Annotated in this window: 21 protein-coding genes and 1 tRNA gene; 12 read left to right on the top strand and 10 right to left on the bottom strand. The window is 66.9% G+C overall.

The window, feature by feature from the left end; genetic code table 11:
• Positions 1–91: 91 nt before the first annotated feature.
• Entirely contained in the window at positions 92–1,012 is a 921-nt protein-coding gene (gene rocF, locus RZA67_RS01640; RefSeq protein ID WP_317210784.1) for an arginase, read from the bottom strand.
• Between the two features lie 253 nt (positions 1,013–1,265).
• Between rocF and RZA67_RS01635 the strand changes: the two genes are divergently transcribed.
• Positions 1,266–1,433 (top strand): hypothetical protein, encoded by a 168-nt coding sequence (locus RZA67_RS01635; RefSeq protein WP_317210783.1) that lies wholly within the window; start codon positions 1,266–1,268, stop codon positions 1,431–1,433.
• A 135-nt stretch (positions 1,434–1,568) separates the two neighbouring features.
• Positions 1,569–2,018, top strand: coding sequence for a hypothetical protein (locus tag RZA67_RS01630; RefSeq protein WP_317210782.1), 450 nt, complete (start codon positions 1,569–1,571; stop codon positions 2,016–2,018).
• Between the two features lie 3 nt (positions 2,019–2,021).
• Here the strand turns inward: RZA67_RS01630 and RZA67_RS01625 are convergent.
• A tRNA-Thr gene (locus RZA67_RS01625) sits at positions 2,022–2,097 on the bottom strand.
• A gap of 260 nt (positions 2,098–2,357) precedes the next feature.
• On the opposite strand from RZA67_RS01625, the gene RZA67_RS01620 reads away from it, so the two are divergent.
• From RZA67_RS01620 to RZA67_RS01605, 4 genes are all read left to right on the top strand, one after another.
• Positions 2,358–2,819 carry a roadblock/LC7 domain-containing protein gene (locus RZA67_RS01620; protein ID WP_317210781.1) on the top strand — a complete coding sequence of 154 codons (462 nt, stop codon included), beginning with the start codon at positions 2,358–2,360 and terminating at the stop codon, positions 2,817–2,819.
• A gap of 80 nt (positions 2,820–2,899) precedes the next feature.
• On the top strand, positions 2,900–3,259 hold the full coding sequence (locus RZA67_RS01615) for a roadblock/LC7 domain-containing protein (protein ID WP_317210780.1): 360 nt from the start codon (positions 2,900–2,902) through the stop codon (positions 3,257–3,259).
• A 62-nt stretch (positions 3,260–3,321) separates the two neighbouring features.
• Complete coding sequence (locus RZA67_RS01610; protein ID WP_317210779.1) at positions 3,322–4,290, top strand: hypothetical protein; 969 nt, start codon at positions 3,322–3,324, stop codon at positions 4,288–4,290.
• Positions 4,287–4,826: a GTPase gene (locus RZA67_RS01605; RefSeq protein ID WP_317210778.1), complete on the top strand. Its 540-nt coding sequence runs from the start codon at positions 4,287–4,289 to the stop codon at positions 4,824–4,826. Before RZA67_RS01610 ends, RZA67_RS01605 begins: the two co-directional genes overlap by 4 nt.
• A gap of 17 nt (positions 4,827–4,843) precedes the next feature.
• Here the strand turns inward: RZA67_RS01605 and RZA67_RS01600 are convergent, their stop codons facing one another.
• Genes RZA67_RS01600 through birA form a run of 3 tightly spaced genes read right to left on the bottom strand, consistent with a single transcriptional unit; the run spans position 4,844 to position 7,353 of the window.
• Positions 4,844–5,641 carry an SPOR domain-containing protein gene (locus RZA67_RS01600; RefSeq protein WP_317210777.1) on the bottom strand — a complete coding sequence of 266 codons (798 nt, stop codon included), beginning with the start codon at positions 5,639–5,641 and terminating at the stop codon, positions 4,844–4,846.
• 9 nt (positions 5,642–5,650) lie between these two features.
• Positions 5,651–6,391, bottom strand: coding sequence for a type III pantothenate kinase (locus tag RZA67_RS01595; protein ID WP_317210776.1), 741 nt, complete (start codon positions 6,389–6,391; stop codon positions 5,651–5,653).
• Positions 6,388–7,353, bottom strand: coding sequence for a bifunctional biotin--[acetyl-CoA-carboxylase] ligase/biotin operon repressor BirA (birA, locus tag RZA67_RS01590; protein ID WP_317210775.1), 966 nt, complete (start codon positions 7,351–7,353; stop codon positions 6,388–6,390). The genes RZA67_RS01595 and birA overlap by 4 nt, the downstream gene beginning before the upstream one ends.
• Before the next feature lie 164 nt (positions 7,354–7,517).
• On the opposite strand from birA, the gene RZA67_RS01585 reads away from it, so the two are divergent.
• Both RZA67_RS01585 and RZA67_RS01580 read left to right on the top strand, forming a co-directional pair.
• On the top strand, positions 7,518–7,754 hold the full coding sequence (locus RZA67_RS01585) for a hypothetical protein (RefSeq protein ID WP_317210774.1): 237 nt from the start codon (positions 7,518–7,520) through the stop codon (positions 7,752–7,754).
• Positions 7,721–8,497 carry a zinc-dependent peptidase gene (locus RZA67_RS01580; protein WP_317210773.1) on the top strand — a complete coding sequence of 259 codons (777 nt, stop codon included), beginning with the start codon at positions 7,721–7,723 and terminating at the stop codon, positions 8,495–8,497. Before RZA67_RS01585 ends, RZA67_RS01580 begins: the two co-directional genes overlap by 34 nt.
• A 166-nt stretch (positions 8,498–8,663) precedes the next feature.
• On the opposite strand, the gene RZA67_RS01575 is transcribed toward RZA67_RS01580, so the two are convergent.
• The 3 genes from RZA67_RS01575 to RZA67_RS01565 form a co-directional block, all read right to left on the bottom strand.
• On the bottom strand, positions 8,664–10,088 hold the full coding sequence (locus tag RZA67_RS01575; protein ID WP_317210772.1) for a sensor histidine kinase: 1,425 nt from the start codon (positions 10,086–10,088) through the stop codon (positions 8,664–8,666).
• A gap of 21 nt (positions 10,089–10,109) precedes the next feature.
• On the bottom strand, positions 10,110–10,793 hold the full coding sequence (locus RZA67_RS01570) for a response regulator transcription factor (protein ID WP_004136763.1): 684 nt from the start codon (positions 10,791–10,793) through the stop codon (positions 10,110–10,112).
• A 70-nt stretch (positions 10,794–10,863) separates the two neighbouring features.
• Positions 10,864–11,190 (bottom strand): hypothetical protein, encoded by a 327-nt coding sequence (locus RZA67_RS01565; RefSeq protein WP_317213770.1) that lies wholly within the window; start codon positions 11,188–11,190, stop codon positions 10,864–10,866.
• Here RZA67_RS01565 and RZA67_RS01560 point away from each other — a divergent pair.
• On the top strand, positions 11,111–11,419 hold the full coding sequence (locus RZA67_RS01560) for a hypothetical protein (protein ID WP_317214059.1): 309 nt from the start codon (positions 11,111–11,113) through the stop codon (positions 11,417–11,419). The genes RZA67_RS01565 and RZA67_RS01560 overlap by 80 nt on opposite strands.
• A gap of 45 nt (positions 11,420–11,464) precedes the next feature.
• Here the strand turns inward: RZA67_RS01560 and dusA are convergent, their stop codons facing one another.
• A complete protein-coding gene (gene dusA / locus RZA67_RS01555; RefSeq protein ID WP_317210771.1) occupies positions 11,465–12,469 on the bottom strand; it encodes a tRNA dihydrouridine(20/20a) synthase DusA in 1,005 nt (334 codons plus the stop codon).
• A 3-nt stretch (positions 12,470–12,472) separates the two neighbouring features.
• On the opposite strand from dusA, the gene RZA67_RS01550 reads away from it, so the two are divergent.
• The 3 genes from RZA67_RS01550 to RZA67_RS01540 all read left to right on the top strand — a co-directional run bounded on the left by RZA67_RS01550 (position 12,473) and on the right by RZA67_RS01540 (position 14,794).
• Positions 12,473–12,733, top strand: coding sequence for a hypothetical protein (locus RZA67_RS01550; RefSeq protein WP_317210770.1), 261 nt, complete (start codon positions 12,473–12,475; stop codon positions 12,731–12,733).
• Positions 12,718–13,593 carry a hypothetical protein gene (locus tag RZA67_RS01545; RefSeq protein WP_317210769.1) on the top strand — a complete coding sequence of 292 codons (876 nt, stop codon included), beginning with the start codon at positions 12,718–12,720 and terminating at the stop codon, positions 13,591–13,593. Before RZA67_RS01550 ends, RZA67_RS01545 begins: the two co-directional genes overlap by 16 nt.
• A gap of 133 nt (positions 13,594–13,726) precedes the next feature.
• Positions 13,727–14,794, top strand: a complete 1,068-nt coding sequence (locus tag RZA67_RS01540; RefSeq protein WP_317210768.1) for an acyltransferase — start codon at positions 13,727–13,729, stop codon at positions 14,792–14,794.
• 146 nt (positions 14,795–14,940) lie between these two features.
• Here RZA67_RS01540 and RZA67_RS01535 read toward each other — a convergent pair whose 3' ends face one another.
• Positions 14,941–16,419 carry a SulP family inorganic anion transporter gene (locus RZA67_RS01535; protein ID WP_317210767.1) on the bottom strand — a complete coding sequence of 493 codons (1,479 nt, stop codon included), beginning with the start codon at positions 16,417–16,419 and terminating at the stop codon, positions 14,941–14,943.
• Positions 16,420–16,544 lie beyond the last annotated feature (125 nt).

Raw genomic sequence — 16,544 nt, 5'->3', positions numbered from 1 at the left:
CTGGCGTGGTGAACGTGCAGCGGGCGTGAACGGGCGTGTCAGTCGTTCATCCGCGTAGCACACGGGCGTCACCGCTCCTCCGCTGCCGCGCTCAGTCGCGCATCAGGGTGGACTTGCCAAACAGGCTTTCGACCAGGTCCACGGCCAGCTCGGCGGTGCTGTTGCGGTTGTCCAGCAAGGGATTGAGCTCGACGATGTCCAGCGAGCCCATGCGGCCACTGTCGGCAATCATCTCCATCACCAGCTGCGCCTCGCGGTAGTTGACCCCGCCAGGCACCGTCGTACCCACGCCCGGCGCAATGCTCGGGTCGAGAAAATCCACGTCAAAACTGACATGCAGATGGTCGTCAGCGCCAAGGCCGGCCAAGGCGGCCTCCATGGTGCGCTTCATGCCCGCCTCGTCGATATAGCGCATGTCGTAGACGTCGACCTTGTGGGTCTTGATCAGGCGTTTTTCCTCCGGGTCCACCGAGCGGATGCCGATCTGCCGCACCTGGCTGGGATCGAGTGCCGGCGCGCTGCCGCCGAGATGGGTCAGCGGCTCAGGGCCCAGACCGCACAGGCAGGCCACCGGCATGCCGTGCACGTTGCCTGACGGGGTCACCTCGCTGGTGTTGAAGTCCGAATGCGCATCCAGCCACAGCACACGCAGGTTGCGACCCTGCTCGCGGCACCAGCGCGCCACCGCCGTGATCGAGCCGATGCCCAGACAGTGGTCGCCGCCCAGCATCACCGGCATCCGGCCGGCCTGCAGCTGGGCGTAGCTGGCCTCCATCAGCGCGCGGTTCCAGGCCACCACTTCGTCGAGATGACGGTAGCCTGACACCGGCGCCGTCCACGGGTTGCGCGGGCCGTCGAGGTTGCCCAGGTCATGCACCTCCACCCCACGGGCCTGCAGGGCCTCGGCGAGGCCGGCGATGCGCAGGGCTTCCGGTCCCAGCCGGGCGCCACGGTGGCCGGCCCCGATGTCGGTGGGCACGCCGATCAGGGCAACCGGTGAATACATCGACATGGAAGCTCTCCGCACAAAGAACGCCAGTCTACCCAGCCATCGCGCCGGCCTCTCGCGGCAGCGCAGCAGCGTACGGCGCTGGGGGGGTTGAGTTGACGGCGATGGGCCAGGACCGTCATCACCTCCAGTCCGCGCCGCGCCTGGCTGGCGACGCCACCGGGCCGGGAAACCTCACGTGGCCATTACAACGGCTGGACGGCTCGTTCCCGGCCACGGTGGCATGGTCTGTGACGTTCTTTCTGGAGAGACAGCCATGAGCAAGCGGACCCGCACCATCGTTATTGTCATTGTCGTGCTGGGCCTGCTTGCCGCCGGTGGTCCGTCGTTGATGTGGTACCTGAAACAGGGCGAACACGTGGACCCCGGCTCGCAGCGGGAGTCGCAGAAACAGGAAGTGGAGCAGGAACGGCGTGATCGTTGATCGGTAACGGGCATTTCGCCGTCGAGCGCGTGTCGCCCGTACCCCTTGATCTCTCCGTCTGGGCAGTGATGCGATCAGGCAGCGTCCGCACGCATCAGCGCGTGTCGGCCATTCCCTATCCAGACGGAGAATCGCATGACACGTCCGCTGCTGCGTCGTCTGACGCACTGTGCCCTGGTGCTCGTCCCGTTGGCCGTCCCGGCACATAGCATGGATGCCACACACTTGAGAACCGAGGTCCGCGTTGAACACGCGATGACGCTCGATGCGGTCGCCAAGGAGGTACCCGCGCTGCGCGAGTGGGTCACCGTGCACGCACCCGGACATCCACCGCGTCTGGTGCAAGGTCAGTGGCGGCTTCAACGCACCATGGCCAGTGTCGATGCAGCGCACACCGCGATGGCGGACGCGTCGTCGCCACTTCCCCTGCCCGACAGCGGCAGGGCCGGCGAGCAAATCAGCACCGCGCACGCATCGGGAGAAGCGGTGGAATCCTGGGCGTTCCGCGTGCCGCACGGTGACAGCAGTGGTCGCTGGGACTTGATGCGCTATGACTTCAACGCTGGCGCTGGAGGGCAGCGCTGAGGATGGTGCCGCTTATCCGAATCGAACGGATGACCTACTGTTTACAAGACAGTTGCTCTACCAACTGAGCTAAAGCGGCGACGGCTCCGCGCATGCGGGGCGGGAGCGATTCTATCCCAGTCATGCCAGCTGCTGCGATAGCAAACGGCGTCGCGGCACGTGATCACAAGCTCTCCAGAACGCCGTTAATGCTTATCGTTCAATCACTTAAGCGATCCGAGCAACCGTTTCATTCATCTTTTATTCCAAAGCGTGAAAAAGAAGCGTGCTACATTTCACAATTCGAGAACTAAGCTGTTGACTTTGGCGTAATGAGCAGCTGCGAGAGCGGCACAGGGGATGTTCGTGCAGCGCAGCAGTGCGATTCACCAGTTGGTCCGTCCGGCGAGCGTTGGTTCGACCCACATCAGCGACATGTACGACGTGGTCGGCATCGAAGCCGCCTTGGCACGTTCTTTCGAGCGCGAATCCGGCCTGCGCCTGCTGACCCTCTCCACCAGTGATGGTCGGGCCGTCGCGCAGGTCTCCCATCTGGATACCGATGGTCGCCGCATCGCGGCAATGGCCAATTCCTTCCTGACGCTGGGCGAGACGCTGTCGCGCGAACTTCAGCTCAGCGATGCGGACTACGCGACCATCTGTACGCGTGCCGGGAACGTCGTACTGATTCGTATCGCAGGCAGCAAACCGTTGACGCTGACCGCCGTTGGCCGACCCGAGCTCAATCTGGCGGTGCTGCTGTTCCATGCACGCGACACTGCGCAGCGCTTGGCCGACCTGCTGCAAACGCAGCCCGCCTGACACCCGTCATCCCGTTGCTTCCGCCCTGCCCGGCCCGCGTGTACGTGGGCGCTGTTCACCCGTGACTGAAAAGGATCTGCATGTCCAACCTGACGCTGGAAAAACTCAACACCCTCGCCGGCTTCGTCGGTGCTGCCCTGGTCGACAGCGATAGCGGCATGGCGCTGGCCACAAGCGGTGGTGGCGGCATCAACCTCGAGCTGGCCGCTGCCGGCAACACCGAAGTCGTGCGTGCCAAGCGTCGCGTCGCCGAGCAGCTCGGCATGGCTGACAGCATCGAAGATGTACTGATCACGCTGAGCAGCCAATACCACCTGATCCGTCCGCTGGAAAGCAACCCGCTGCTGTTTCTGTACGTGGTGATGGACCGGAGCAAGTCGAATCTTGCAATGGCGCGGCACGAACTGAAGAGCTTCGAGAAGACCCTGGACTTCAGCTGATCCCTGCAGCAGGCGCCGGCCCGGCACGGTTGCCGGGCGGTGCCTGCGTATGACCGCCGCCGATGAAGACCCCGATCCGCAGCTTCACCGTCGCCGTTGCAGGCCTGGACCTGCTGCACACGACGCGCCTGAAACTTGCCTGTTCGCTGCTGCTGTCAGAGCGCATGGACGTCACCGTGACGTCGTGGCCCTGCACCGGCGCCGACCTGCTGGTCACCGGGCCTGCTCATGAGGCTTGTGGTACCACGCTGGCCGACCCGTCAGCCGATGCGATCCGAACACTGCGCGTGTCGCGGCATGCGGCCCGGCCAGGGCAGGGCGTACTGCCACACGGCGCGACCGTCCGCGATTTCAACGCGCAACTGCGGACGCTGCTGAGCGACAGTGAGCCGGCTGCCGCACTGGCGGCCAGCGACACGACCTCCCCCGCGCCTGTGCTGCTGCAGCTGACCGCCGCCGATCGTGAACCATCCGACCGTCTGCATCTGCTGCAGCGCGGTGCACTGTGGCTTCTGGTCGACCCCGCACGCCACACCATCGCGTTGCCTGCCAGCATCCGGCTGATGGACGTATGTCAGCAGCTGGACGGTCAGTCCTGGTCAACGAGCGAGGTCAGCGAGGCTGATTTCCACCACCAGTACGCCTACCGGCTGCCACAGCGCCAGTCATTTGAAGCGCTGTACTTTGCCATTGGCCACCATCGTCCAGAGCTGCTGGCCGAGCCGCCTGCCTCTCTGCGCCTGCGGCACTGGCCGGACGTGGATGCCACCGACCTTCCGACGAGCTGGTTGCAGCCCATCGCCCTGCTGCATGCAGCGGCCTGGACCCAGGATGCGCTGGCCCAACACTGCCAGGTTCCACGTGCGACCATAGCCTCCCTTTTTGCCGCCGCGTCCTGCAGCGGACTGGCCCTTGCCCAGGAGCGCAGCGTGCCTGTCACCGTTCCCCACCTCGATACCGCCGACAACCGCTTCATGGCACGCCTGGCGCGCCGGTTTGGCCTGGGCCTGCTGCGCAGGAGCCTGGCATGAGCCTGGCGGCCAACAAGCTGGTGTTTGTCGGTGGCATGGGGGCGGGCAAGACCACCGCCGTCCGCGCGATTTCCGACGTGGAACCGGTGAGTACCGAGATGCCGCTGAGCGAGCATGCAACGGCGGAGAAAAGCGAGACCACCGTCGCGATGGATTACAGCTCCATCGAGCTGGATGACGGCGAACTGCTCCATGTTTACGGCGTGCCGGGTCAACGCTATCTGGATTTCATGTGGCCGCTGGTCTGCGATGGTGCACTGGGGGTCGTGGTGCTGGTCAGCGCCGCTTCCAACGAGCCGGTGTCCGAGACGCTTGAACTTCTTCAGGAGTTCGCACGCATTGCCCCGCAAGCCAGCCTTGCGGTGGGTGTGACCCGCACCGACGAACAGGCTGGCTTTCTGCTCCCAGCGTTCCGCGACGCGCTGTTCGACGCAGGTATGAGACTGCCGGTACTGCGCGTGGATGCACGCTCGGCTACCCAGGTCACCTTCCTGGTGAAATCGCTGCTCTCCTACCGCTACGCCCGGATTGATTGAATGCAGCTGACGCAGCCTCAGCGCAGCACGCTGCACTCCAGCCGACGCTGCTGGGCGGCGCCGCTGCGCTGACGCAGGCCATTGGCGTCGGCAGCGGTGGCCAGCTGCCCCTGCAGCCACCAGCGCGGCGGTGGCTCACCGCCGGTGAGTTCAGCGGCAAAGCCAGCGGCCTGCACCGCCGCCAGCCGACGCTGTGCGCCCTCGCGGTTGCGGTACTGGCCCAATGCAATCGCATTGGCCTGCGGGCCGTCGGCAATGATGTAGTAATCGCCCAACCCGGCCGCCTGGATGCGCTGCACCATGGCCTGCGCAGCGGCGCGGTCAGCGGCCGGGGGCAGCATCACCCGGTAGCGGGTGTCGGCGGCGTTGCCCGGCTCGGACACGCGGCGGGCCTGCAGCAGGTCGGTGCCCAGGCGCTGCTGTGCCTCGGTTGCAGCAGCCTGGTCGGCAAACGGTCCGAAGGCGGCACAGCGCGCAGGCGCAGCCTCTGCCCGCGGCGCGGGCGGCGACTGAGGGGCAGCTGCCACGGCGGGCGCGGCGGCCGTGGCTTGATCCGCTGCCGGCGCGACCGGTACGGGCTCGGCCGGTGCGGCTGGCTGGGCTGGCGCGGTGGCGGCAGGCTCGGTGGTGGCGTCGGCCAATGCGGTGTCCGCAGGCGCACGCGCTGGTGCCTGCCCGGCAGCGATCAGCTCAAGCTGGGCTACGCCGCTGGCGGCGGGTATTGGTTGTTCAGCAGGCTCGCCGCGCAGCATCCACCACAGGCCAACGCTGATGTTCAGCAGAACCAGAACGACAATTAGAGCGCGTGTCAGCATGCGCCGATCCTAGCCTGCATCGGCGGGCCGATGCACGGCCCAGCGGGCCAGACCATCCAGCACCAGCAGCGGGCGGTGTCCGGCATCGGCGGGCAGCTGCGGCAGCAGCGCGGGCGCGCCGCCGCCATGCAGCAGCAGGTCCACCGGCGCCTGCAACACCTGCTCGGCCTGCTGGCGGCTGCGCTCGATCAGCGCGATGGCCGCGCCATCGCAGCCCGAGGCCAGGGCGTCGGCAGTGTCATTGGCAAACTCCGCATACGCACCGCCGGTGGCCGGCAGCTGCACGGCACGCGCGTGCAATGCTTCGCGCATGGTGGTTGGCGAAGCGGCGATGCGGCCGCCATGGTGATTGCCGTCGGCGTCGAGCAGGTCGATGGTCAGCGCGGTACCCACCCCGGCAACCAGCACATGCTGGCGGCTGCGTGCGGCGGCCAGCAACGCAAGAAAGCGGTCCACCCCGAAACGCTCCGGCGCGGCATAGGCGATGCGCACACCGGCAAGACGCGCTTCGGTGCGTGCCACGTGCACGTGCTCGAACCGCATGCGCAGGATCTCCAGCATGGTCGCCGTCAGCCCCGGCGCGGCGACGCTGGCCACGTAGGCAGTGCGTCCCTGCGGCAGCGCGCGCAGGGCTTCGCCGCGCAGATCCTCGGCACCATGCGTCCACGCCTGCACATCACCGGCGCGGTCGGCAACCAGCGGCGCGTACTTGAAGCGCGAGTTGCCCAGATCGAACAGCCAATCGCTCATGACACCCTCACGCTGACGTCGCCGGCATGCACGCGTTGTTCGTGGCCGTCGATGAGGACGCGCAACGCGCCATCCTCGGCAAGCCCCAGCGCTTGGCCGTCGCGCCACTGCCCGCCCAGTTCCACGCGCACCTCGCGCCCGGCCAGCAGGTCCAGCCCGGCATAGCGCGGCAGGAACGGGGCCAGGCCCTGCGCATCAAACAGCTCCAGTGCCGGCAGCAACCGCGTCAGCACGGCAGCCACCACGGTGTTGCGCTCGACCGCACTGCCCTGCAGCGTGTCCAGGTCGACCCATGGCTGGCTGATCTGTTCGGCTGCCGTTGCCGGCATATGCACATTGATGCCGATGCCGATGACCGCCCGTGCCGGGCCGGCGTATTCGCCGCCGCCCTCGACCAGCAGACCGACCAGCTTGCGGCCGTCGACCAGCAGGTCGTTGGGCCATTTCAAACCGGCGCGGGTGAAACCAAGGTCGTGCAGCGCCTCGGCCACGGCCACGCCCGCCACCAGGCTCAGTCCGCTCAGCCGCACCAGGCCGCCAGCAAAGGAACGCAGCACCGACAGATAGACATTGGCCGCCAGCGGCGAGGCCCAAGTACGGCCGCGACGACCGCGGCCGCCGGTCTGGCGCTCGGCGAGCAGGACGCGAACCCCCTGTTCAGGTGCGTTGCAACGCAGCAATTCGCCGTTGGTGGACTCCACCGTCCATGCGATCTGCAGGTCGTCGATCAACGTGCCAACCTCTGCTGGCAGCTGCGACCGGATCGCCTCGGCCTCCAGCAGGCTCACGCGGCGGGTGATGCCGTAGCCGGCCCCGGCCTGGCCCTGGATGTCGACGCCAGCAGCCCTAAGTGCCTGAATTCGCTTCCAGATGGCGGCGCGGGTCTGGCCCAGCTCGCGTGCCAGCGCATCGCCGGACAGCGGTCCAGCGGCCAGTTTGGCCAGCAATTGGCGATCGTCCACAGCAGCTTCCAACGGATCAACGGCAAAATTATGCGGCAAAGGCGCGCAACTTGCCCGGAGGGGCTTCCAATTCACAAATCAAATCGGGCTAGAATCGGGAACTCACCCGCCCTTCACTCTGGATGTCGTCGATGCGCTGTGCTGCCCATTGCCTGGTCCTGCTGATGGCCCCGATGTCTGCCTTTGCCGCTGCTGCGGTGGGCGGCGAAGGGCAAGGCGGTTGCCTGACTGCAGAAGCCGAACGCGCCCCCTCTGCACGCAGCGCGGCGGCGGCTGTGCCGGTGGCCAACAAGGCCGCACCGGCGCCAGCGGCAAGTGCCGGTGGCGGCGGCGAAGACGATGTGCTGCAGCGCATGCGTGCCCCGAAGTGGCACAGCTTCCTGCCCGGGATGTTCCGCTGATCCAGGCGTTGCTGCGGTGGCTGCGGCCCACGCCCCAGCCGATTGATGCGCAGCAGTGGCAGCGGGCCTGCCAACGCGCGGTGTGGCTGCAGCGGCTCTCGCCCGATCGCAACGCGCGGTTGCAGGCACTGGCCTCGCGCTTCCTGCATGAGAAAACCATCAGCACCGCTGGCGACCTTCAGCTGACCATCGACGATGGCGTGCTGCTTGCCGCGCTGTGCTGCCTGCCGCTGCTGGAGCTGGGTGAGGCGGGCCTGCAGGGCTGGTCGCAACTGATCGTCTATCCGGATGCCTTCCGCGTGCAGCGCAGCCATATCGATGCGGCCGGCGTGCTGCACGAATGGGACGACGAGCTGATCGGCGAATCGTGGGACAGTGGCCCGCTGATTCTTTCCTGGGCCGATGTGCTGGCCGATCTGGCCGCACCGGAAGACGGGTATTGTGTGGCCGTGCATGAGATGGCGCACAAGATCGACGCACTGGACGGCGCGATGGATGGCACGCCGCCGTTGCCGCGCGCGTGGCAGCGGCAGTGGGCTGCGGATTTCCAGCGGGCCTACGATGCGTTCTGCGCGCAGGTGGATGCGGGCGAGGAAGTGCTGATCGACCCCTACGCCGCCGAGGCGCCCGAGGAGTTCTTTGCCGTGGCGACCGAGTACCACTTCAGCGCCCCGCAGGTGCTGGCCGAAGCGCTGCCGGACGTCGCCGCGCATCTGCGGCGGTTCTACGGGCCGAGCGCGTAGCGCCGGGCTCTGCCCGGCTGCTCCACGCAAACCGCCGCGCTGCGCGCTCGCCTCGTAGTGCCGGGCTCTGCCCGGCTGCTCTGCGCAAACCGCCGCGCTGCGCGCTCGCCGGGCAGAGCCCGGCGCTACGTGACGTCTCTCGGTTGCGCGGGAGCCTGGGCGGCGCTTACGGGCCCGGCGGCAGGCGGACTTCGAAGCGGGCGCCGCCCAGCTCGCTGGAGCGGGCCACCAGCAGTTCGCCGCGGTAGTCCTTGATCAGATCCTGCACGATCGACAGGCCGATGCCATGTCCCTGCACGCGCTCATCGCCGCGCACGCCGCGCTGCAGCACCTTGCCGATGTCTTCCGGCGCGATGCCGGGGCCATCATCGTCCACCGCCAGCAGCAGGCCGGGACGTCGCGCGTTCGGCGCGGGCAGTGGCTGGGCGGTCAGCAGCACACGCCGCTTGGCCCACTTGAAGGCGTTCTCCAGCAGGTTGCCCAGCAGTTCCTGCAGGTCGCCCGGCTCGCCGTGGAAGCGGGCGTTCTCATCGATGTCGAACTCGCAGAACACACCCTTGGCCGCATAGACCTTCTCCAGCCCGCGTACGATCTCCTCGGCGTTGGATTCAATCGGCAACGGCGCGGAGAACAGTTTGTGGCCCGAGGAAGCGGCGCGGGCAAGCTGGTAGGACACCAGGTTGTTCATGCGCTGCAGCTGTACGTCCAGCTCTTCGCGCAGCGCTGCGTCATCCGAGCCGCTGTCCAGCTGCGTGCGCAGCACCGCGATGGGTGTTTTCAGGCTGTGCGCCAGGTCGGCCAGCGTATTGCGCTGGCGCTCGAGGTTTTCGCGCTCGCTTTCGATGAAGGCGTTGATGCTGTCGGTCAGCGGCTCAAGTTCGCGCGGGTGGCGCTCGCTCATGCGGGCGCTCTCGCCGCGCTGCACCTTGGTCAGCTCGGTGATCACGCGACGCATCGGACGCAGGCTCCATTGCAGGATGACGGTCTGCAGCAGCAGCAGGATCAGACCGATGCCGCCGAGATAGAACCAGACCCGGCTGCGGAACACACGCAGCTGCGCACCGAGGGCGCGCGAGTCTTCCATCACGTAGATGGTGTACGGGAACTCGGTTGCCGGGTCCGCATCGGCGTCCCAGACCAGGCCCATGCCGTAGCGGTAGACCGAGCCCTCGCTGCCGTCGATCTGGATCATCGGCAGCGGGCCTTCGAATACTTCGTGCACCGGCGGCAACAATCCACCGCCCTGCACCGGCAGCATCGGCCCTTCGGCCGACATCGACTGGCGCTTGCCGTACGGCGAGACGATTTCCATGTACAGGCCGCTGCCGGGCACGTCGAAGCGCGGGTCCGGTGGCTGGTCGGCGATGTAGACCGAGCGGTCGCGGGTGAAATCGATGCTGCCGATGTACGCGCTGGCGTAGTTCTTCATCCGCTCGCGCAGATTGGCGCGCGCGGTATCGGCAAAGGCAGCGTCCAGCGCATAACCGGCCAGGGCCAGAAAGGCCACCAGGCCCACCGAGGCAGCCAGCAGCTGGCGTGCCTGCAGTGAACGCGGCCGCCAGCGTCGGAAAAACCACAGACGGCCGGACATCATGATCCCTTCGTAGCGGGCTCAGCCTTCGTTGCGCGGAATCGCGAAACGGTAGCCGCGGCCACGCACGGTCTCGATCGGCTTCAGCTCGCCGTCCGGGTCCAGCTTCTTGCGCAGGCGGCCGATGAAGACCTCCAGCACGTTCGAGTCGCGGTCGAAATCCTGCTGGTAGATGTGCTCGGTGAGGTCGGCCTTGGAGACCAGTTCACCGGCGTGCATCATCAGGTATTCCAGCACCTTGTACTCGTAGCTGGTCAGGTCGACATTGCTGCCGGCCACACTCACGGTCTGCGCGGCCAGGTCCAGAGCCACCGGGCCACATTCCAGGGTCGGCTTGCTCCAGCCGGCGGCGCGGCGCAGCAGCGCGTTGACGCGGGCCAGCAGCTCCTCGACGTGGAACGGCTTGACCAGATAATCATCGGCACCCTGCTTGAGGCCTTCCACCTTGTCCTGCCAGCTGGAACGGGCGGTCAGGATGAGCACCGGGAACTTCTTGCCCTCGTCGCGCAGCGCCTTGATCAGCTCCATGCCGGACATCTTCGGCAGGCCCAGATCAATGATGCCCACATCGAAGGGAACTTCGCGGCCCATGTACAGACCCTCCTCGCCGTCCTGCGCAGCGTCGACGGCAAAGCCTTCGCGCTTGAGCCGGGCTGCAAGGGTTTCGCGCAACGGGGCTTCGTCTTCGACCAGAAGGATACGCATGAACTCTCCCTGATAGCTGGGTATGGCACTCAGGCCAGTGGGTAGGGGGTGATGCGGCAACTATCCCTGTTCAGGGGTTATCGCCGCGTAGTGAAGACATATCCGATCGCGGTGTGCGGGGCTGTGAACGCTCACGCTGGACGGGGTCGTCCATGTAGCGGACACGGCCGCGCTCGTCCATGTATTTCACACGGTTGATGCTGCCACCGTCGTACGGAACACGCTCTGCCCCCAGAATATGGCCGCCGGTGGTGCGCTGGACATGCCGCACTGCATCGGACAGCGAACGGTCCTGCCCCCTCGGCGCCGGACGCGCATTGGCTTCCATCCGCATCTGCACCTGCGCGGCCGGCTCACGCGGGCGTGGCGGCTGCTGCTGCGCCGATGCCATCGGCATCGAGGCAACTACCAGAACCGCCACGGCGGCGGTGCAGGCAAGACGGCAGGTGGTAGCAGCGGAAACCATCAGTACGATCCTAGCCGAGGTCGGCGATTCGTTCAAAAGTCGTGAAGCCGACCCGTTGAACGGGGGATCGACCTTTACGTTTCTTTTGCAAATTTCGGGTTTCAGCAGTGAATCCGATCTGAACTTTCCGGGCTGCAGCCTGTCCAGTTCAGATAAGTGAATGCACTGGCTGAATACTACCCGCAGCCGCAGCCGTTGGCGACGTTCACGCCGCGCTGCGTTCGCCGTCCCGTTCAGTTACGGCCATCGCCTGCTCCAGCAGTGACCAGTCGGCACCCGGGCGGTGCGCGCCCTCACTGAGGATCTGGCGGAAGGCGCGACCACCGGGCTGGCCATGGAACAGGCCCAGCAGATGGCGGGTGATATGCTTGAGCGCAAGCCCCTCGGCCAGGCGCGCCTCCACGTAGGGCCGCAGCGCGCGCAGCAGTGCCTGCCGGGTCTGCACGGGCTGGCCGCGGTCAGCGCTGTCCAGCACATGCAGCAGGTAGGGGTCGTGATAGGCCGCCCGCCCCAGCATCACCCCGTCCACCTTGCCAGCCTGCGCCTGTACGGCCTCCACGGAGGCCAGCCCGCCATTGAGCACCACCGGCAGCGCCGGGCGCTCCTGCTTGAGGCGGTAGGCCCAGTCATAGCGCAATGGCGGGACCTCGCGGTTTTCCTTCGGCGAGAGCCCCTTGAGCCACGCATTGCGCGCATGGACCACCACCATGGCCGCGCCGGCATCGACCTGACGGTCGACAAAGGCCGCGAACGCATCGTAATCGTTGTCCTCATCGACACCCAGGCGGCATTTCACCGTGACCGGGATCTTCACCGCCGCGACCATCGCGGCCACGCAGTCGGCCACCAGTACCGGCTCGCGCATCAGGCAGGCGCCGAAGCGCCCGGCCTGCACCCGGTCCGACGGGCAGCCGCAGTTGAGGTTGACCTCGTCATAGCCCCAGTCCTGGGCGATACGCGCCGCCTGGGCCAGCAGCGCCGGCTCGCTGCCGCCCAGCTGCAGGGCCAGCGGCTGCTCCACCGGGTCGAAGCCCAGCAGGCGCTGGCGGTCGCCATGGATCACCGCGTTGGCATGGACCATCTCGGTGTACAGGCGCGCACCCGGTGCCAGCAGCCGGTGGAACACGCGGCAGTGGCGGTCCGTCCAGTCCATCATGGGCGCAACGGAGAGGCGCAGGGAATCGGCGTAGCGAGCAGCAGCGGAAGTCATGGAATGAGCGTGAAAACCGGCATTGCCAGTGAGATCAACAGTTTACACCGGACGGCTGAATCCGACCCGGCATCGTGGCGGCTGCCCGTGATCGAGCGCCCCGCCTCATGGCGAAATCCCGACGATCGGCTCAAGCGCTTTCCCAGAGACAAAACGGTGCGCCCGCGCCACGCTGGCACTGCCAGGCCAGGCACGCCATGGCGAGGCGTTACCCCGCGTGATGCCCCATGGACCGACGAGATCAACCCATGTCGAAACATCTGATGCTCCGCTTTTTCAGCCTTCTGGCCCTCGTGGCCGGCGCGTGCGATGCGCACGCTACTGCCGTCCGTTGCGACACGTGTACCAGGGACATCGACTATCGCAACGAAGCCATACGGCAGGGCGCTGGCACGCACCTGATCTTCAACGTTGCAGCAAATCGGATCCAGCAGTACTACATCGGGTCAAACGGGGGCGGTGGGGCCGACGGGTCGGTGCCCCGCGGCGCCGGGCCGGTGGTCATGCTGCAGACGGCACCTGCTGGCGCCATCGAAGAAGTCCAGCGCGCCAACAAGGTGATGGTCGAAGGAGGAGGCACGATCCGTCCTACGTTTGTCGTTCCGATGGCGGTACTGGGACTGAATGCGAGTGCTTCGGCAAAGACCGCGTATGACTACGTCCTGGACAACAATCTGCGTGCGATGGTTGAGTCTGCAGCAGGGCGAGCGGATGTCATCAGCCGGGTCGTGGGCGCCGCCGTGCTTACGGCCATGACCGACCTGCTCCACCATGTCACCAACTACACCGGGCTGCGGGATCAGGCCAGGCTGTTGATGCGGATCGTGTTCAAGGATGGATCCTACGTAACGGTCATCATTGATCTCAACTATCAGAACGGCAAGACCGAGCCGGGCAGTGAGCGCACGCCGGCGGGACAGCTCATACCAGCCGACATTGAGGCAGTTCGTGGGCAATGGTCAGACCATGGTGGTGAAAACCTGAGCCGCATGGTCACGCATCTGCGGACACTGGGCGCAACCCTGACCTCATCAGGCCCCTCGAACTCGGGAACGATACGCGCCATCGTGTGCAGTGGCGCAGGTGCGGCCAAGACCTGCGACGTGCAGTATGTGATCCGGTGAATCCGGCCTGCTCGAGTACGAGCGCCGGCCTTGTTGAGGCCGATGATCTGGAGCCGTGCCAGGCACCTGGCGCCACGCGCTGTCCGCCGCGCCGCCGCGCTGTAGGATGGGCGACCCTGCCGGACCGATCGCCATGCACCAGAACCGCTTTGCTTCGCTGCAGGCCCTGCGCGGCCTGGCCGCCCTTGCCGTCGTGCTGTTCCACCTGCGAGGCACCGAGCTGAAGTACCTGCCCGGCCCTGCCCTGCTGGAGGCGGTGGCGCGCTATGCGGATGCGGGTGTGGACCTGTTCTTCGTGCTTTCCGGTTTTGTCATGACCACGATCACTGCGGGCCGCTACGGCGGCCTGCGGGCGGCGGGCAGCTTCCTGGTGCGGCGCGGGTGGCGGGTGCTGCCGCCGTACTGGCTGTTCACTACGCTGGTGGTGGTGTTGATGCTGCTGGCACCGGGCATGGTCAACAGCTCCTACCAGGGCCAGAGCATTCTTTCCTCCTACCTGCTGCTGCCGCACGCGCAGCTGCCGGTGCTCACCGTCGGCTGGACGCTCGTGCACGAGGCGTGGTTCTACCTGATGTTCGCCGCGGCAATCGCGTTCATTCTCGAGCGTGCGGTGCCGGGCTACCTGCTGCTGTGGGCGGGCGCGGTGGGGGTATTGCGCGCGGTGATGCCAGCCGATGCCAGCCCGGCGTACCAGCTGGTCAGCAACCCGCTGACCCTGGAGTTCATCGCTGGCGGCCTGCTGGGGCTGTACTGGCGGCGCCTGCCCGTCGCGCTGGGTCTGCCGCTGCTGGGCGGCGGGCTGGTGCTGGCAGTAGCGGCGGCGGCCCTGCTGCCAGCGGCGGGGCCGGCCAGCATGAGCGTGTGGACACGGGTGCTGCTGTTCGGCACGGCAAGTGCGCTGCTCGTGGCCGGCGCCGTGTTGGTCGAGGCGCGCCAACGGCGCGCTGTGCCGCGCTGGCTGGCAGCACTGGGTGATTCGTCCTACGCGCTGTATCTGTCGCACATCTTCGTGCTCTCGGCGGTGGGGCGCGTCTGGATGATGCTGTGGCCCTCGGACGCTGCGCTCAATCATGCCGCGTTCGTGATCGCCAACGTGCTCGCCTGCTGCGTGGTGGGCTGGCTGGTGCATCGCTGGGTGGAGCAGCCGTTGCTGCTGTTGCCGCAACGACGCCGGCGCAGCGCGGTGCATGCGGGCCGATAGGGCCGAGGCTGACACGGCACGACTGCGCCGCTGAAGCGTGACGACCAACGGTCGTCACCTACCGGGCCTGGGCAGGTTGAGGCGTGACGACCAACGGTCGTCACCTACCGGGCCCGGGCAGGCTGAGGCGTGACGACCAACGGTCGTTACCTACCGGAGCCGGGTGGCTGGCGGCTGCCGACCTGTTCGATGAGGGTCTGGCTGGCGGCGTTGAGGCCGATCAGCTGCACCTGCGCGCCGTGCGCGGCCAGCTTCTGCTGTACGCGCTGCAGGGCGTCCACGGCGGTCAGGTCCCACAGGTGGGCGTCGCGCAGGTCGATGACCACACGCGGTGCCACGTGCTGGTAGTCAAAGGCGGCGGCGAGCTGCCCGGCGGAGGCGAAGAAGACCTGTCCGCGCACCACGTAGGTCTGCACGTCGCCGGGGGCTTCTACCTCCTGCGCCACCTGCTCCACCACCAGCAGACGGCCGACCTTGCGGGCGAAGAACAGCGCCGAGAGCAGCACGCCGCTGAGCACGCCCTTGGCCAGGTCGTGGGTGGCCACGGTCACCACCACGGTCAGCAGCATCACCGCCGACGAACCGGGCGGATGGGTGCGCAGGTCGCGCAGCGAGCGCCAGCTGAAGGTGCCGATGCTGACCATGATCATCACCGCCACCAGAGCGGCCATCGGAATCTGCCGTACCAGGTCGCTGCCGTAGACCACGAGCACCAGCAGCAGGCTGCCGGCCACCAGGCAGGACAACCGTCCGCGCCCACCGCTGGTGACGTTGATGACCGACTGGCCGATCATCGCGCAGCCGGCCATGCCGCCCAGAAAGCCGGTGGCGGTGTTGGCCAGGCCCTGGCCGACGCATTCGCGGTTGCGCTGGCTGGGCGTCTGGGTGATGTCCTCCACGATCTGCAGGGTCATCATCGATTCGAGCAACCCTACCACCGCCAGCGTCGCCGACACCGGCAGCAGAATGCGCAGCGTTTCCCAGCTCAGCGGCACGTCGGGAATGAAGAACGCAGGCAGCCGGTCGGGCAGCTGGCCCATGTCACCCACGGTGCGCACCTCGATGCCGAAGCCGATCACCACGGCGGTCAGCAGCACGATCGACACCAGGGGCGACGGCACCGCGCGGGTCAGCCGTGGCAGCAGGTAGATGATGGCCAGGCCGGCCGCGCACAGCAGGTAGACTGCCGGCCCGCGACCGACCAGCTCGGGCAGCTGGGCCATGAAGATCAGAATCGCCAGTGCGTTGACGAAACCGGTGATCACCGAGCGCGACACGAAGCGCATCAGCGCGCCCAGCTTGAGGGCGCCGATCAGCATCTGCAGCACGCCGGTGAGAATGGTGGCGGCAAACAGGTACTGCAGGCCGTGGTCCTTGACCAGGTCGACCATCACCAGCGCCATGGCGCCGGTGGCTGCGGAGATCATCCCCGGCCGGCCGCCGGCAATGGCGGTGATCACCGCGATCGAGAACGAGGCATACAGGCCAACGCGCGGGTCGACCCCGGCGATGATGGAAAACGCGATGGCCTCGGGAATCAGGGCCAGCGCAACCACGATGCCCGACAGCACGTCGCCACGGACGTTGCCGAGCCACTGCTGGCGCAGCGGGTAATGGGTTTGCATGGTGGAACTCCGCGCGCACGGACAAGGGCCACGTGGCGCTGCAGTGGAAAAACGACGATCGCCTGAAGCCGCGGACGCGGCTGCCTGGGAAGCAGGATTCAGGGCGGCGTGGTCACTGCGCAGGT

Origin of the sequence: Stenotrophomonas sp. C3(2023), assembly GCF_032911385.1 — a bacterium.
Lineage (GTDB): Bacteria > Pseudomonadota > Gammaproteobacteria > Xanthomonadales > Xanthomonadaceae > Stenotrophomonas.
Note: the sequence above shows the minus strand (reverse complement) of the source record. Positions and strands in the feature narration are given on the sequence as shown.

Bases quoted from the DNA above. Each gene is read 5' to 3' on its own strand.
- RZA67_RS01540 (WP_317210768.1), top strand. From the start codon at position 13,727: ATGCACCAGAACCGCTTTGCTTCGCTGCAGGCCCTGCGCGGCCTGGCC.
- RZA67_RS01565 (WP_317213770.1), bottom strand. From the start codon at position 11,190: ATGCCGATGGCATCGGCGCAGCAGCAGCCGCCACGCCCGCGTGAGCCG.
- dusA (WP_317210771.1), bottom strand. From the start codon at position 12,469: ATGACTTCCGCTGCTGCTCGCTACGCCGATTCCCTGCGCCTCTCCGTT.
- RZA67_RS01545 (WP_317210769.1), top strand. From the start codon at position 12,718: ATGTCGAAACATCTGATGCTCCGCTTTTTCAGCCTTCTGGCCCTCGTG.
- RZA67_RS01635 (WP_317210783.1), top strand. From the start codon at position 1,266: ATGAGCAAGCGGACCCGCACCATCGTTATTGTCATTGTCGTGCTGGGC.
- RZA67_RS01630 (WP_317210782.1), top strand. From the start codon at position 1,569: ATGACACGTCCGCTGCTGCGTCGTCTGACGCACTGTGCCCTGGTGCTC.
- RZA67_RS01610 (WP_317210779.1), top strand. From the start codon at position 3,322: ATGAAGACCCCGATCCGCAGCTTCACCGTCGCCGTTGCAGGCCTGGAC.
- RZA67_RS01570 (WP_004136763.1), bottom strand. From the start codon at position 10,793: ATGCGTATCCTTCTGGTCGAAGACGAAGCCCCGTTGCGCGAAACCCTT.
- RZA67_RS01550 (WP_317210770.1), top strand. From the start codon at position 12,473: ATGAGCGTGAAAACCGGCATTGCCAGTGAGATCAACAGTTTACACCGG.
- RZA67_RS01535 (WP_317210767.1), bottom strand. From the start codon at position 16,419: ATGCAAACCCATTACCCGCTGCGCCAGCAGTGGCTCGGCAACGTCCGT.
- RZA67_RS01605 (WP_317210778.1), top strand. From the start codon at position 4,287: ATGAGCCTGGCGGCCAACAAGCTGGTGTTTGTCGGTGGCATGGGGGCG.
- RZA67_RS01600 (WP_317210777.1), bottom strand. From the start codon at position 5,641: ATGCTGACACGCGCTCTAATTGTCGTTCTGGTTCTGCTGAACATCAGC.
- RZA67_RS01595 (WP_317210776.1), bottom strand. From the start codon at position 6,391: ATGAGCGATTGGCTGTTCGATCTGGGCAACTCGCGCTTCAAGTACGCG.
- rocF (WP_317210784.1), bottom strand. From the start codon at position 1,012: ATGTCGATGTATTCACCGGTTGCCCTGATCGGCGTGCCCACCGACATC.
- RZA67_RS01615 (WP_317210780.1), top strand. From the start codon at position 2,900: ATGTCCAACCTGACGCTGGAAAAACTCAACACCCTCGCCGGCTTCGTC.
- RZA67_RS01620 (WP_317210781.1), top strand. From the start codon at position 2,358: ATGTTCGTGCAGCGCAGCAGTGCGATTCACCAGTTGGTCCGTCCGGCG.
- RZA67_RS01575 (WP_317210772.1), bottom strand. From the start codon at position 10,088: ATGTCCGGCCGTCTGTGGTTTTTCCGACGCTGGCGGCCGCGTTCACTG.
- RZA67_RS01585 (WP_317210774.1), top strand. From the start codon at position 7,518: ATGGCCCCGATGTCTGCCTTTGCCGCTGCTGCGGTGGGCGGCGAAGGG.